Below are 13,867 nucleotides of genomic sequence, written 5' to 3'. Positions count from 1 at the left end.
GGAGAGGTTCGCCGGACGGTTCAGGGGGCGCACACCCGGTCGACGGCGTCGAGAACTCGATCGAGATCGGGCAGGTAGTCGCCTTCCGCCCGCGCCGGCGGATAGGGGACGTTGTAGCCACCGACCCGTTCCACGGGGGCCTCGAGGTTGTAGAAGCAGTGCTCCATGACCGTGGCGGCGATTTCAGCGCCCAGGCCGACGTTGACGGGCGCCTCGTGTACGACCACGACGCGTCCCGTCTTCGACGCCGAGCGGCACAGCTCGGTGGTGTCGAGCGGCGACAGCGAGCGGAGGTCCAGGACTTCCAGCGAACGGCCCTCGGCGGCGGCGACCTCGGCCGCACTGAGGGCGACCGCGACCGTGGGCCCGTACGCGACCACGGTGACGTCGGCGCCCTCGAGCAGGATGCGTGCGCGCCCCACCGTGTCGCCGTCCACAGGGCGGCCGAGGTCGACCTCGGCCCGGTCCCAGTACCGGCGCTTCGGCTCGTAGAAGATGACGGGGTCGTCGCACGCGATCGCGGCGCGGAGCATGTCGTACGCGTCCTGGGGATGGCCGCATGCCACGACGCGCAGCCCTGCCGTGTGGCAGAAGTACGCCTCATTCGACTCGCTGTGGTGCTCGACCGCGCCGATCCCGCCCCCCACCGGGATCCGGATGGTGACGGGGAGCCGCAGCAGCCCGCGGGACCGTGCCCGCATCTTCGCCAGCTGGCTGACGATCTGATCGAAGGCGGGGTAGACGAAACCGTCGAACTGGATCTCGCACACGGGTCGGTACCCCCGCAGGGCCAGGCCGATCGCCGTCCCGATGATCCCCGATTCGGCCAGCGGGGTGTCCACGACGCGGTCGCCGAACTCGACGGCCAAGCCATCGGTCACCCGGAACACCCCGCCCAGGGACGCGATGTCCTCGCCGAGCAGAACCACACGATCGTCGTCGCGCATCGCCTGCCGCAGGCCCTCGTTCAGTGCGCGTCCGAGCGTGGTCGTGGAGCCCTTGTCCTGGGCGTCCTTCCTGGCCGAGCCGGCCGCAGCGGTGCTGGTCACAGGAACGACTCCTCGAAAGTCTCGAAGCCTTCGCGTTCGCGTCGCAGGGCCTCGGTCTCCTCGCACAAGGTGTTGCGGAAGGTGTCGCTCAGGGACGGCTCCGCAATGGCACGGCACTCCTGGCGCGTCTGCGCTGCGAGCTCCTCGGCATCGGATGCGACCGCGGCGAAGTAGTCCTCGTCGGCCCAGCCGCGCGCCGTGAGCAGAAGGCGCACCCGCTCCACGGGGTCGTGGGCCTCCCACCGGGCGAGCTCAGCACTGTCGCGATAGCGCCCCGGATCATCCGACGTGCTGTGTCCGGACATGCGATAGGTGTGCGCCTCGATGAACCCGGGTGCTCCACCGGTCCGGACCCGCTCGACCATGCGCTGTGTGGCGGCGTAGACAGCCAGTACGTCGTTGCCGTCCACAGACACCGCGTCGAGTCCGAATCCCTTCGCACGCTCGCTCAGCGGGCCGGCGTACTGCTTGCTCGCGGGTGTCGAGATCGCCCATCCGTTGTTCTGGCAGAAGAACACGATGGGTGCCGACGTCACCGCCGCCCAGTTGAGCGCCTCGTTGGCGTCCCCCTGGCTCGACGCACCGTCACCGAAGTAGGTGAACACGACGCTGTCGCCGGCGTCGTACCGAACGCCCATCGCATAGCCGACCGCGTGCAGTGTCTGCGTGGCCAGCACAAGACTGTAGATGTGGAAGTGATACCGCTCGGGGTCCCACGAGCCATGGCTCGCACCACGCCACTGCGAAAGCAGTTCCGCTGGTGAGATACCACGGCACAGGGCTGCCACGTGCTCGCGGTAGGAGGGGAAGACCCGGTCGTCCGCTCGAAGAGCGCGGATCGACCCGGCTTGTGCCGCTTCCTGTCCGAGGGACATCAGCCAGAGCCCGAGCTCACCCTGGCGTTGCAGGGAGTACGCCTCCTGGTCGAAGCGGCGCCCGAGCACCATGTCGCGGTACAGCGCGCGTACCAGTTCATCGGTCACGTCGAGCATGCCCGCGGCCGCCTGTTCGTTCAGCGTCCCGGCAGGATCGACCAACCGGAGGATGTCGTCGGCGTGGGTCGCCGCAGGCGTCGCAGGAGAGTTCGTGCTCATTACTGCCCCCAGGTCCGGGTGCGGTCCACGGCGGCGTATCCCTTACGGAGCGGGCGGGATATCCGCAGCGGCGCCGCCATCACGATCTCCCGGATGGTGAAGCCGGAGAGCGCTGTGACGAGGGCATCGACACGGGCGGGCTCCGCTGCGGCGAAGACGGTGCAGCGAGTCCGGTCGGCTTCCACGATCTCGGCCGAATACGCCCGGGCGATGGCGACAACTTCGGCAAGTCGGCCTTCGGGGAAGGTGACCGTCACGAATGCCCCTCGCCGATTGTGCGACTTGTCGTCGGAGAGGCGGACGACCTTGACTACGTCGGTTGACCGGTTCAAGAACTTGACGAGCTGCTGCAACTTGATCTCGTCCGCCGTGTCCACCTCGACGGTGATCCTCCGCAGCCCGTCGACGGGCGCGGCGACGTCCATGGTGAGCACTTCGAACTGGCGATGCGCCAAGATCGAGGCGACCCGTGCGACCGCCAAGGGCACGGCGACGACATCGAGTTGCAGCACGGCACCAACATGGTGCGTGCCTGGCTTCACAGCTTCGGAGAGGGCAGCGCGTGTTGCTGGTTGTATCGCGGCTGACATGAAAGACACGGTGGCAAGGGCCCGATCCGTCCACAACAAAAGTGCGCACGGCGATGCGAAGCACGCTCCTTCCGAGCAGTCCATCCGGCTCGAGAGTGAGCGTTGAGGGAAGCACTGCTTACACTTGCGGGATGTCGGCATCCGTACATCTCGACTCGGTCGATCTGCAGATCTTGGAGTTGTTGCGAGCCGACGGGCGGCGCACCGTGCGCGACATCGCCCGCCAGGTGCAGCTCTCGCCTGCGCCGGTCCGTCGGCGCATCGCGCGCCTCGAGGAGTCGGGAGTCATCACCGGCTACACGATCACGACGGATCAGGCCAAGCTCGGTCAGGGCCTTCAGGCGGTCACTGAGCTGCGCTTCACAGGCGACACGGACATCCACGACATCGTGGAGTTCGCGTCGACTCTGCCGGAGGTCGACGAGGTGTTGACGCTCACCGGCGACGTGGACGCACTCGTCCGCTTGCATGTCGACAATGTCGATGACCTGTCAAAAGTGGTCAATCGTCTGCGTCGTAAGGGTGTCGGTGTGCTGCAGACGAAGACGCTGATCGTCATTGCTTCCTGGCAACGCGGAACTCCCGTGCCCTGAGACCGGACTTCACGAGCGACGCATCGCCACGCTCCCCCGAGGTGTCATCGGGGTGGGGTGATCAGGGGCCGAATGAATCCTGGTCAGGCGATGCGCACTTGGAGGGCACGAGGAACTGTGCGGTGGTCGGACCCCGAACAGGTCCAGTAGTGCAGGAGCCAAGGTGGCCGACGCCGGACGAGACCCCGTACCTCCTCTTCCGGATGCTCTGCCTCGGCCTGCACGGCACGGAACAGACTCGTCCGCGCGCCGCCGCGCGCGGTCACCATGGTGGAGGTTCAGGTCTCCTCGTCGTCCACGAGCGCGAGCAGCGGCCCCTGCTCGTTCTCGGGGACGTAGCCGGCGTAGTAGTCGTAAAGGTCGCGCCGCGAGATGCGTGCTGCCGCCGGGCCGTCCTGTGCCCGGATCGCCTCAAGCACCTCCCTGTGGTGGTGGAGCGACTCCCGCATGAGCGCTGTGCTGTTGGGTGCATGGGCGAGCTTGTCCGAGATCAGCGAGAGGACAGCACCCCGCACCACCAGGTTGCAGACCTCGATGAGGGAGTTGCGGCTGGCCTGGGCCACCACCTCGTGAAATGCGACGTCCGCCTTGCTGAACTCCTCGTACCCTGCCTCGATCGCGTCCGCCATGACGGCGAGCGTCCGTTCCATGGCGGACAGCTCCTCCTCGGACCGCAGCCGAGCCGCCAGCAAGCTCGCCGACCCGTCGAGGATCATGCGGAACGAGATCAACTCGGCCATCGACACGTTGTCGAACTGGACGAGCCGGGTCATCTCCTTGGTCAGGCCGGCCGACGAGAACGGCAGGATCTCCGGGCCGTTCGGGTCACCCTGGCGCGAGCGGACCAGGCCGTTGCTCTCCAGCACACGCAGGGCCTCCCGCACCGTGGGCCGGCTCGCCCCGAACTGCGCCACCAATTCTCGCTCGCTCGGCAGCCGTTGACCTGGCTTCAGGTCACCTCGCGCGATCGCTTCCTCGATCTGCTCGACGATGCGCTGGTAGAGCCGTACCGGCGGCGATACCTGCCGGAACTGTGCCCCGTCACTCACGGCTTCTCCCCCTCGAGCGTGGTCCATGTCGTCTTCTCCCCGGTGGGCGCCCCGGGGGCGCTGTCCGGCCAGTGCGGGACCGCCTCGGCAGGCCGGTTCCGTTCGTACCACGCCGCCGCCCTCAAGACGCCGAGATCGTCGAAGCGGCGGCCCGCGATCTGCACCCCGATGGGCCGACGGTCAGCGGTAAAGCCGCAGTTGACGGTCGCCGCAGGCTGCCCCGACATGTTGTACGGCGCGGTGAAGCCGATGTGGTACATGGTCTTCCCGTCCTCCATGAACGGCATCGGCTGCTCAGCGGGAAACGCCGCGACCGGAGCCACCGGCGAGAGCACCAGATCGTACGGGACCGTCGCCGCCACGGTCCGCGCCTGGATGCGCATGATCTGCTGGTAGCACTGGAGTACCTTCGTGCCCGGCACGTCCGCGCCCCCCTGACACCATCGGATGATGTGGGGGTGGACGCGCAGCCCGGCCTCGGGCGCCAGTTCGCGGAAGTCGTTCCAGGACCGCACCCGCCAGAACAGATCCAGGTCGTCCAGGAGATCTTGGCTCATGAACGGCGCGACCGGCTCCACGACGGCTCCCGCCGCCTCGAAGACCGCGGCGGCGCGGTTCACCGCGGCGAGGATCTCCTCGTCGCACGGCTCCCCGCAGCCGGCGTCCAGGTGCACCCCCACCCGCAGACCGCGTACATCGCCGTCCAGCGCCGACCAGTCGATGTCCTGCGGCGGCAGGCTCGACCAGTCCCGGGGATCCGGTCGGCTCAGGACTCGCATGAACAGGGCCGCGTCCGCCACGGTGCGGGTCATCGGGCCGGCGGCGCGCCCCTGGTACGGGGCGTCCAGCGGGATCCTCCCGTAACTGGGCTTGAGCGTGGCGAGGCCCAGCCAGGTGCCCGGCAGCCGGATCGATCCCCCTATGTCGGTGCCTACGTGGAGCGGACCGTATCCCCCGGCGGCCGCGGCCCCCGCACCGGAGCTGGAACCGCCCGTGGTCCAGGCGGCGTTCCAGGGGCTGCGTGAAACGCCGTGCCGGCTGGAGACTCCCGAGGAGAGCATGCCCCAGTCCGGCATCACGGTCGACCCGAGGATCACCCCACCGGATTCGAGGACGCGCGCGGTGATGGGCGCGTCCGCCTCGGGGACGACCGGCTCGGCCCCCGCGTTGCCCGAGGGCATGGGGACGCCCCTGCGGGCGACGTTCTCCTTCAGCGTCACGGGCACGCCGTCGATGAGCCCGAGCGGTTCCCCCGCCGCCCATCGCGCCTCGCTGGCCAAGGCTGCTTTGCGGGACTCCTCCGGATCCCTCACCCAGAACGCGTTGAGCACACTCTCGCGCGCCACGATCACCGACTGGACGGCGTCGTGGACCTGGACCGGCGACAACGTGCGGTCAGCGAATCCGGCCACCATCTCGACGGCCGGCATGGCAGCCAGGCCCTGTTCTGAGAGCACCCGCACCCTCCTTCGTTCGCGACTTCTGGGGCATGCGAACCCTTGACAAGAACAGTTTCAGTCGCCACGGTACCTGACAAGTGAGCTTACTGGTCAGGCCAGTTGCAAGCGAAAGGTGACGTCCATGACGCGGGACACCAAGGTCGTGCGGCTCGCCGTCATTCCGGGCGACGGAATCGGTCCTGAGGTCGTGGCGGCGACCGTGCCCGCGCTTCACGCCGCGCTGGAGGCCGACGGCCACCGGCTCGACGTGACCCAGTTCGACTGGGGAGGCGAGCGGTTCCTCCAGCAGGGCGCGGCGATGCCGGCCGATGCGGCCGACCTCGTCAAGAAGAGGGACGCCGTGTTATTCGGTGCCGTCGGACGTCCCGATGTGCCGGAGCATGAACTGGTCTGGGGTCTGATCATCGGCCTCCGGCAGCAACTCGACCTCGCCGTGAACCTCCGCCCGGTGCGCGCGTTCCCCGGCGTTCCCACCAAGGTGCGCGACACCGATGGCGTGGACCTGGTGATCGTTCGCGAGAACACCGAGGGCGAGTACGTCGGCGCCGGCGGGGTGGCGCACGCCGGCAGCGGACACGATCTCGGCATCGAGGTCGCCGTGCACTCCCGTCGCGTCATCGAGCGGGCGGCACACCAGGCCTTCGCCCTGGCCGGTCGGCGTTCGGGGCACCTGTGCCTGGTGACCAAGTCCAACGCGATGCGATACGGCTATCCGCTGTGGGACCGGGTGGTGCGCGAGGTCGGCGAGCACTACCCGGCGGTCCGGCTGGAAACCGTGCTGGTCGACGCCATGGCCGCCCGCATGATCCAGGCTCCGCGATCACTTGACGTCCTGCTCACCAGCAACCTGTTCGGCGACATCCTGTCCGATCTCGCCGCGGTACTCGCCGGCGGTATGGGCATGGCGCCCAGCGCCAACGTCCTTCCGGGCGCGGATGTGCCGGGGATCTACGAACCTGTCCACGGCTCCGCACCCGACATCGCCGGGAAGGGCGTCGCGAATCCGGTGGCATGCATGCTCTCCGGCGCACTGCTGCTCGACGACCTCGGCCACACCAGCGCGGCTCGCCGTATCCGTGACGCGGTGGCGGGCACCTTGCGAGATGCCAGGCACCACACGGCCGACATCGGTGGCAACGCCACCACGGCGGATGTGGCGTCCGCCGTCCTGCACACGATGGAAAGCCAGAGGTAGAGCATATGAGACATGACAAGCAGCTGACGCGGCACACAGGGGCCGTCGCAGCCACACTCGCATCCCTGCTTCTGGCGGCCTGCTCGGCGGGGTCCACGGCAGACGGGAACAGCACCGGCAGCCCCGACAAGAACAGCGACAGCCTGAAGATCGGCCTCAACGCCGAGCCGGCCAACCTCGACATCACCAAGACCGCCGGTGCCGCCATTCCCCAGGCGCTGCTCTACAACGTCTACGAGAACCTGGTGAAGGTCGACGCGTCCGGGAACATACAGCCCCAACTGGCCAAGTCGTGGAGCCTGTCCAAGGACCGCAAGACCTACACGTTCCAGCTGGTGAAAGACGCCAAGTTCAGCAATGGCGCAGCGTTCACGGCCGAGGACGCCAAGTTCTCCATCGAACGCGTCAAATCCGACTGGACGATAGCCCAGAAGGCCCAGATGAACGTCGTCGACACAGTGCAGGCGGCGTCGCCCACCGAACTCAAGGTCACCCTGACAAGGCCGAGCAACGACTGGCTGTACCGGATGACCACCCGCGTCGGCGTGATGTTCAGCCGGACCGGCGTGAGCAAGCTCGCCACCGAGCCGGTGGGCACCGGCCCGTATGTGGTGAAGAACTGGAAACGCGGCGACTCGATCACCCTGGCCCGTCGTGACGGCTACTGGGGGCGCGAACCGCACTTCAAGTCGGTCACCCTCAAGTACTTCAAGGACCCGACGGCCATGAACAACGCGCTGCTCACGGGCACCATCAACGTGATCGGCACGATGCAGACCCCGGATTCTCTGGACCAGTTCCAGAACAACTCGAAGTACAAGGTCATCGAGGGCACGACCAACGGCGAGGTGGTCCTCTCCCTCAACAACGGCTCGGGCCCGATGCGGAATCTGAAGGCACGTCAGGCCGTCCGCTACGCCATCGACCACAAAGCGCTGCTGGACACCTGCTGGGCAGGCCGCGGCAAACTCATCGGCAGCATGGTCCCGCCGACCGACCCGTGGTACCAGAACCTCACGAACCAGTATCCGTACGACCTCGGCAAGGCCAAGAAGCTCCTCAAGGAGTCCGGCGAAGCAGGCCAGACGCTGCGGCTGCGCATTCCGACGCTGCCTTACGCCACCGCGTGCGGCACCGTGGTCAAGAGCCAGCTCGAACAGGCCGGGTTCAAGGTCAAGCTGGACCAGCTGGAGTTCCCCGCCGCGTGGCTGAGCACCGTGTTCAAGAACGCCGACTACGACATGTCCATCATCGCCCATGTGGAACCCCGCGACATGCAGACGGTGTTCGGGGAGAAGACCTACTACACCCGCTACGAAAACCCTGAATTCAGCGCGTTGCTGGAGAAGGCGGACCAGGGCACCCAGCGGGAGCAGATCACCTACATGCGGGACGCTGCCCGGCTTCTGTCCAAGGACGCCGCGGCCGACTGGCTGTTCCTGCTGCCGAACCTGATGGTGGCGGACAAGGGCATCACCGGCCTGCCGGTGAACTCCGTCTCCGAGTCGCTGGACCTCACCGGTCTGGGCCGGTCATGAAAGGCGGCGTCAACCGATGATCGTCCGTCTGGTGCAGCGGATCGCGATCCTCCTGGCCAGCCTTGTCGTGAGCTCTGTGATCGTGTTCGCGTTCATGGCGGTGCTGCCAGGGGATCCGGCCCGCGTCGCCCTCGGCGTCAGCGCGTCGGACACGGCGGTGGCGCAACTGCGCGAGCAGTTCGGGCTCGACCGGCCGCTCGTGGTCCAGTACCTCAACTGGGTACAGGGACTTGTGACCTTCGACCCCGGGAACTCCTACATCTCGCAGACGCCGATCGGCCCGCAGATCGCCGACCGACTCCAGGTCACCCTGTGGCTCGTCGTCACCGGGATGGTGCTCGCCTGCATCCTGGCGATCCCCATGGGCACGCTCATGGCTGTGCGGCACCGCAGGCCGTCCGGGCTCATTCTCTCGGCCCTGTCCCAAGTCGGCGTGGCCGTCCCGGCGTTCCTCGCGGGCATCCTTCTGATCACCGTGTTCGCGGTGGGGCTCGGGTGGCTGCCGGCGAACGGCTGGACACCCCCGGCGCAGGATCCGGTCCTGTTCCTCAAGCAACTGGTGCTGCCCGCGCTGTCCCTCGGAATGGTGCAGGCGGCCATGCTCACCCGCTATGTCCGCAGCGCCGTGCTCGACGTCCTGCGGGAGGACTATCTGCGCACCGCTCGCGCCAAAGGACTTCGCCCGACGCAGGCGCTGCTGCGGCACGGCCTGCGGAACGCGGCGGTGCCCGTGGTCACCGTCCTGGGGTTGCACCTCGCCACGCTGCTGGTGGGCGCCGTCGTCATCGAACGGGTCTTCGTCATCCCCGGGCTCGGCAGCTTGCTGCTGGACAGCGTGTCCAACCGGGACCTCATCATGGTGCAGGACGTGGTCATGATCATCGCAATGGCGGTGCTGCTCGTGAACTTCCTGGTGGACGTCATCTATCTGGTGATCGACCCGCGGCTCAGGGTGGGTGCGTCATGAGTGCTCTGGATACGGAAGCCGCCGTCGCGTCCGCGGTGCCCGACGGCCGTCGGCGGCGCCGCCCGATGGCAGGCAGCCTCCTGGTGGGCGGTCTCATCGTCTCGGTCGTGCTCGGCATGGCACTGCTGTCCTTCGTGTGGACCCCGCACGACCCGACTCTGGTGAATCCCTCGGCGCGGCTGGAGAAGCCGTCGCTGGAGTACTGGTTCGGCACGGACAAATTCGGCCGCGACGTGTTCAGTCAGCTCCTGATGGGCTCGCGCACCACGCTGTTCGTCGGCTTCGTGGCGGTGGGGGTCGCCGCCCTGGTCGGAGTGCCCCTCGGCATCGTCGCCGGAATGGCGCCCCGCTGGTTCGGCGAGCTGCTGATGCGCGGCAACGATCTGCTTCTCGCCTTCCCGGCGCTCCTGTTGGCCATCATGTTCGCCGCCGTGTACGGCGCCGGCACGCTGGTCGCGATGGTCGCCATCGGCATCGCGTCCATCCCCAACTTCGCCCGGCTGATCCGCGGCGGCACGCTGCAGGTCATGAAGACCGAATACGTCATCGCCGCGCGCGCGGCGGGCCGCGGGCCGTTCGCGATCGGCCTGCGGCATGTCCTTCCCAACGTCAGCAGTCTCGTCATCGTGCAGGCGTCGGTCGGTTTCGCCATCGCCGTACTCGCCGAAGCCGCGCTGTCCTTCCTCGGCTTCGGAACGCCGCCCCCCACACCGTCCTGGGGCCGGATGCTGCAGGAGAGTCAGGAGATGCTGTCGTCCGCTCCCCGGCTCGCCGTGTTTCCGGGCATCGCGATCGCGGTGGCGGTGCTCGGATTCAACCTGCTCGGTGACGGCCTGCGCGACCGTTTCGACCCCAAGCTGGAGGACCGCCGATGACCGCGGCACCTGACACGGCACCGGACTCCGGGGCGGGCTCCTCCGGCTCCCCCGACGACGTGTTGGCCGTTCGGAACCTGGACGTAGCGGTGGGCGGCCGCAAGCTCGTCGAAGATGTCGACTTCACCATCCGGGCCGGTGAACGGGTCGGCCTGATCGGTGAGTCGGGGTCGGGCAAGTCGCTGACCGCGCTGAGCGTCATGGGCCTGCTCCCCGAGGGGCTCCGGGCCACTGGATCGGTGCGGCTCGCCGGAGTCGACCACGACCTGGTGGGTGCCGACGAGGCGCGGATGTCCCGGGTGCGGGGCAAGGAGATCGCCATGGTCTTCCAGGAGCCCATGACCGCTCTCAACCCCACGATGAGGGTCGGGCGGCAGATCGCCGAAGTGCTGCTGGTCCACCGGACGAGGCCCGACCGCGCGTCCGCCCGAGCCGCCGCCGTGGAACTGCTCGCCCAGGTGGGTCTTCCCGATCCCGCGGCCGCCGCGCACGCCTACCCGCACCAGTTCTCCGGAGGCCAGCGGCAGCGGGTGGTGCTGGCCATCGCCCTCGCGAACGACCCCGCGCTCCTGGTCTGCGACGAACCCACCACCGCGCTCGACGTCACGGTGCAGGCGCGGGTGCTCGACCTGATCGTGCGAGGCGTCCAGGACCGCAGGTCGGCCATGCTCTTCATCACCCACGACCTGGCCGTGGTCGCCACCGCCTGCGAGCGGGTCATGGTCATGTACGGCGGGCGGGTGGTCGAGTCCGGCCCGGTCCGGGAGGTGTTCACGCGCCCCCGGCACCGCTACACCCAGGGCCTGATCGGCGCGTCGGACCTGACCGTGGTCGACGAGCGCGGTCGGCTGGTCACGATCGGCGGGTCGGTTCCGCCGGCGGGCCAGTTCCCGGCCGGATGCGTCTTCAGAAACAGGTGCGCTTCTGCGACCGAGGTGTGCGCCACCAGGCCGGAATGGGTCCCGACCGGACCGGACTCCGGCTACGCATGCTTCCACCCGGTATCCGAGCCGGTATCCGAGCCGGTATCCGAGAGCGGCGCACGCGGGACCGGCATGACCACGAACAAGGAGGCCGGCCGTGGCTGAGCAGCCGACCAGCGCCACCCTCGCACCCGGGTCGAAGACCGGCCCCGTGGACGCCATCAGCGTCCGCGACGTCACGCGCGACTACCGACGGCCTCGTACCTCGCTGCTCCGCCCGAGCCCACCGGTGCACGCCCTGCGCGGCGTCAGCTTCACCATCCCCCAGGGGCAACGGTTCGGCATCGTGGGCGAGTCGGGGTGCGGCAAGTCGACCCTGCTGCGGATTCTGGCCGGGCTCGACCGCCCCACCAGCGGCAGCGTCGCGATCGACGGCCGGGACATCACCGGGCTCCGGGAGAGACAGCTCCGGTTCGTCCGCGAGCGACTCCAACTCGTGTTCCAGGACCCGATGAGCTCGCTGGACCCGCGCATGCGCGTCGGTGACATCGTGGCGGAGCCGCTCGTCGCGCAGGGGCACCGAAACCGCCGGGAGCGGGTGGCCGAGTTGCTCGAGGCCGTCGGCCTGCAAGCCGACGCGGCGGACCGGTATCCGCACCAGTTCTCCGGCGGCCAGCGGCAGCGCATCTCGATCGCGCGCGCTCTCGCCCCCCGTCCGAAGATCATCGTGGCCGACGAGCCGGTGAGCGCCCTGGACGTGTCCGTACGGGCCCAAGTGCTCAACCTCATCGCCGACCTCGTCGACGAGCTGTCCCTCACCCTGGTCTTCGTCTCACACGACCTGTCCGTGGTGCGTCATGTGTGCGACCGGGTCGCGGTCATGCACGACGGGCAGATCGTGGAGACCGGGTCCACGGAGCAGGTGTACGAGGAACCACAACATTCCTACACACGCAGGCTCATCGCCGCCGTTCCGACTCTGGGCAAGGCACTGTCCGGGGTGTCGGCGGCCGACCTCAACCGGGAGTACCGACCTTGACCACCCATGTCAAACCCGCCAGCGGCGACAGCCCCGTGGGGAGGGAGTTTCCCGAGGGGCTTCCCATCGGCGACGACTGGGTGGAGGCACCCGCCGCCGAGGACGTCCGCTTTCCCTACGACGGGACGCTCGTCGCGCGAGCGCCGGTCGGGGACACCGGCCTCGCACGCCACGCGGTGGACGCGGCCGTCGCTGTCCGCGATCGGGTCGGCAGACTCCCCTCGCACACACGCAGGGCGGCGCTGCTCGCGACGCACGAGGCGGTCGCCTCCCGACGCGCGGACTTCGAGCGGCTCCTGGTCCTGGAGACCGGCAAGCCGCTGGTCGACTGCCGTGTCGAGGTGGATCGCACCCTGCTGACACTGCTGACGGCGGCCGAGGAAGTGGCCCGGCTGCACGGGGAGACGGTGCCGCTGGACCTGCTGCCGTCGGGTGAGGGGCTGCTCGGCTTCTGGACCCGCAAACCGATCGGCGTGGTGGTGGGCATCTCGGGCTTCAACTACCCGCTGCTGCTCGCCGCGCACAAGATCGCGCCGTCGCTGGCCGCCGGCTGCCCGGTCATCGCCAAACCCGCCCCGCAGACGCCGCTGGCCACCCTGTGGCTGGTGCACCTCCTCCGCGAGGCCCTTCGTGACGGCGGCGCGCCGCAAGCCGCGGTGCAGTTGGTGACCGGGGGCCCCGAGGTGGGCGTCGCGCTGACCACCGACCGCCGGATCGGGGCGGTGTCCTTCACCGGTTCGGCCGCCGTGGGCCACCAGATCGCCCGGGACGCGGCACCCACCAAGGTGCTGCTCGAACTCGGCTCCAACGCCGCCTTGGTGGTGGCCGCCGACGCCGACCTCGACGCCGCCGCCGATGCGGTGGTACGCGGCGGGTACTACGCGTCGGGCCAGGCGTGTATCAGCGTGCAGCGGGTCATCGTGGTGGAAGCCGTGCGGAAGGAGTTCGTGGCCCGCTTGACGGAGCGAGTGGCCCAGGTGGTCGTGGGCGATCCCCGCGATCCGGCGACGACAGTCTCGGCACTCATCGACCAGCGGTCGACCGAGCGGGTGTGCGCGTGGCTGGAGGAGGCGGTGGAAGCGGGGGCGGTGCCGGCCGCCGGAGGCCGGGTCACCGACGGGGTGATCGAGCCCACCGTGCTGCTCGACGTGGACCGCGCCCTCGCCGTCTGGGACGAGGAAGTCTTCGGCCCCGTCGTCGCGGTACGGTCCGTCCCCGATCTGGAGACGGCCTTCGACGTGGTCAACGACTCGCGCTACGGACTGCACGCGAGCATCTACACCAGCGCCCTTGACACCGCGTTCGCCGCTCTCGACCGCCTGGAGGTGGGCGGAGTGGTCATCAACGAGGTTCCCGGGTTCCGTTCCGACGTCATGCCGTACGGCGGCGTGAAGGACTCCGGGGCCGGACGGGAGGGCCCGAGGTTCGCCATCGAAGAGCTCACCGTAACCCGTATGGCAGTGATCCGTCCGACGACAACGAAGCCGTGAGGACC

The 13,867-nt window shown here is 68.7% G+C and carries 13 protein-coding genes; 8 read left to right on the top strand and 5 right to left on the bottom strand.

The annotated features are described in order from the left end of the window. Positions 1 to 20: 20 nt before the first annotated feature. From FGD71_RS46385 to ilvN, 3 genes are all read right to left on the bottom strand, one after another. A complete protein-coding gene (locus tag FGD71_RS46385) occupies positions 21 to 971 on the bottom strand; it encodes an alpha-ketoacid dehydrogenase subunit beta (protein ID WP_276147197.1) in 951 nt (316 codons plus the stop codon). Between the two features lie 74 nt (positions 972 to 1,045). Then, a complete protein-coding gene (locus FGD71_RS46380; protein ID WP_119106661.1) occupies positions 1,046 to 2,143 on the bottom strand; it encodes a thiamine pyrophosphate-dependent enzyme in 1,098 nt (365 codons plus the stop codon). Then, on the bottom strand, positions 2,143 to 2,655 hold the full coding sequence (gene ilvN, locus FGD71_RS46375) for an acetolactate synthase small subunit (protein ID WP_119106660.1): 513 nt from the start codon (positions 2,653 to 2,655) through the stop codon (positions 2,143 to 2,145). The genes FGD71_RS46380 and ilvN overlap by 1 nt, the downstream gene beginning before the upstream one ends. A 209-nt stretch (positions 2,656 to 2,864) precedes the next feature. Here ilvN and FGD71_RS46370 point away from each other — a divergent pair, with 209 nt between their 5' ends. Then, positions 2,865 to 3,326, top strand: coding sequence for an Lrp/AsnC family transcriptional regulator (locus FGD71_RS46370; RefSeq protein ID WP_119106659.1), 462 nt, complete (start codon positions 2,865 to 2,867; stop codon positions 3,324 to 3,326). Positions 3,327 to 3,604: 278 nt separating this feature from the next. Here the strand turns inward: FGD71_RS46370 and FGD71_RS46365 are convergent, their stop codons facing one another. After that, a complete protein-coding gene (locus FGD71_RS46365) occupies positions 3,605 to 4,375 on the bottom strand; it encodes a FadR/GntR family transcriptional regulator (RefSeq protein WP_240437099.1) in 771 nt (256 codons plus the stop codon). Beyond that, positions 4,372 to 5,832 carry an amidase gene (locus FGD71_RS46360; RefSeq protein WP_205571207.1) on the bottom strand — a complete coding sequence of 487 codons (1,461 nt, stop codon included), beginning with the start codon at positions 5,830 to 5,832 and terminating at the stop codon, positions 4,372 to 4,374. The genes FGD71_RS46365 and FGD71_RS46360 overlap by 4 nt, the downstream gene beginning before the upstream one ends. Before the next feature lie 124 nt (positions 5,833 to 5,956). Between FGD71_RS46360 and FGD71_RS46355 the strand changes: the two genes are divergently transcribed. The 7 genes from FGD71_RS46355 to FGD71_RS46325 are packed head-to-tail and all read left to right on the top strand — an operon-like array spanning position 5,957 to position 13,862. Continuing rightward, positions 5,957 to 7,030, top strand: coding sequence for an isocitrate/isopropylmalate dehydrogenase family protein (locus tag FGD71_RS46355; protein ID WP_119106656.1), 1,074 nt, complete (start codon positions 5,957 to 5,959; stop codon positions 7,028 to 7,030). Positions 7,031 to 7,035: 5 nt separating this feature from the next. Next, entirely contained in the window at positions 7,036 to 8,568 is a 1,533-nt protein-coding gene (locus tag FGD71_RS46350; protein WP_119106655.1) for an ABC transporter substrate-binding protein, read from the top strand. A 16-nt stretch (positions 8,569 to 8,584) separates the two neighbouring features. Beyond that, positions 8,585 to 9,535, top strand: a complete 951-nt coding sequence (locus tag FGD71_RS46345) for an ABC transporter permease (RefSeq protein WP_119106654.1) — start codon at positions 8,585 to 8,587, stop codon at positions 9,533 to 9,535. Continuing rightward, the gene (locus tag FGD71_RS46340; RefSeq protein ID WP_171059743.1) at positions 9,532 to 10,410 is read left to right on the top strand and encodes an ABC transporter permease; all 879 of its coding nucleotides are present in this window, start codon (positions 9,532 to 9,534) and stop codon (positions 10,408 to 10,410) included. The genes FGD71_RS46345 and FGD71_RS46340 overlap by 4 nt, the downstream gene beginning before the upstream one ends. Next, entirely contained in the window at positions 10,407 to 11,498 is a 1,092-nt protein-coding gene (locus tag FGD71_RS46335; protein ID WP_119106653.1) for an ABC transporter ATP-binding protein, read from the top strand. Before FGD71_RS46340 ends, FGD71_RS46335 begins: the two co-directional genes overlap by 4 nt. Continuing rightward, entirely contained in the window at positions 11,491 to 12,372 is an 882-nt protein-coding gene (locus FGD71_RS46330) for an ATP-binding cassette domain-containing protein (protein ID WP_119106652.1), read from the top strand. Before FGD71_RS46335 ends, FGD71_RS46330 begins: the two co-directional genes overlap by 8 nt. Continuing rightward, on the top strand, positions 12,369 to 13,862 hold the full coding sequence (locus FGD71_RS46325; protein WP_205571206.1) for an aldehyde dehydrogenase family protein: 1,494 nt from the start codon (positions 12,369 to 12,371) through the stop codon (positions 13,860 to 13,862). Before FGD71_RS46330 ends, FGD71_RS46325 begins: the two co-directional genes overlap by 4 nt. The last annotated feature ends 5 nt before the right edge of the window (positions 13,863 to 13,867 follow it).

The organism is Streptomyces sporangiiformans (assembly GCF_005768555.2).
Lineage (GTDB): Bacteria > Actinomycetota > Actinomycetes > Streptomycetales > Streptomycetaceae > Streptomyces > Streptomyces sporangiiformans.
Note: the sequence above shows the minus strand (reverse complement) of the source record. Positions and strands in the feature narration are given on the sequence as shown.

What these genes read in the sequence shown, in the direction of transcription:
- FGD71_RS46340 (WP_171059743.1), top strand. Translation starts at nt 9,532, where the DNA reads ATGAGTGCTCTGGATACGGAAGCCGCCGTCGCGTCCGCGGTGCCCGAC.
- FGD71_RS46350 (WP_119106655.1), top strand. Translation starts at nt 7,036, where the DNA reads ATGAGACATGACAAGCAGCTGACGCGGCACACAGGGGCCGTCGCAGCC.
- FGD71_RS46355 (WP_119106656.1), top strand. Translation starts at nt 5,957, where the DNA reads ATGACGCGGGACACCAAGGTCGTGCGGCTCGCCGTCATTCCGGGCGAC.
- FGD71_RS46380 (WP_119106661.1), bottom strand. Translation starts at nt 2,143, where the DNA reads ATGAGCACGAACTCTCCTGCGACGCCTGCGGCGACCCACGCCGACGAC.
- FGD71_RS46345 (WP_119106654.1), top strand. Translation starts at nt 8,585, where the DNA reads ATGATCGTCCGTCTGGTGCAGCGGATCGCGATCCTCCTGGCCAGCCTT.
- FGD71_RS46370 (WP_119106659.1), top strand. Translation starts at nt 2,865, where the DNA reads ATGTCGGCATCCGTACATCTCGACTCGGTCGATCTGCAGATCTTGGAG.
- FGD71_RS46335 (WP_119106653.1), top strand. Translation starts at nt 10,407, where the DNA reads ATGACCGCGGCACCTGACACGGCACCGGACTCCGGGGCGGGCTCCTCC.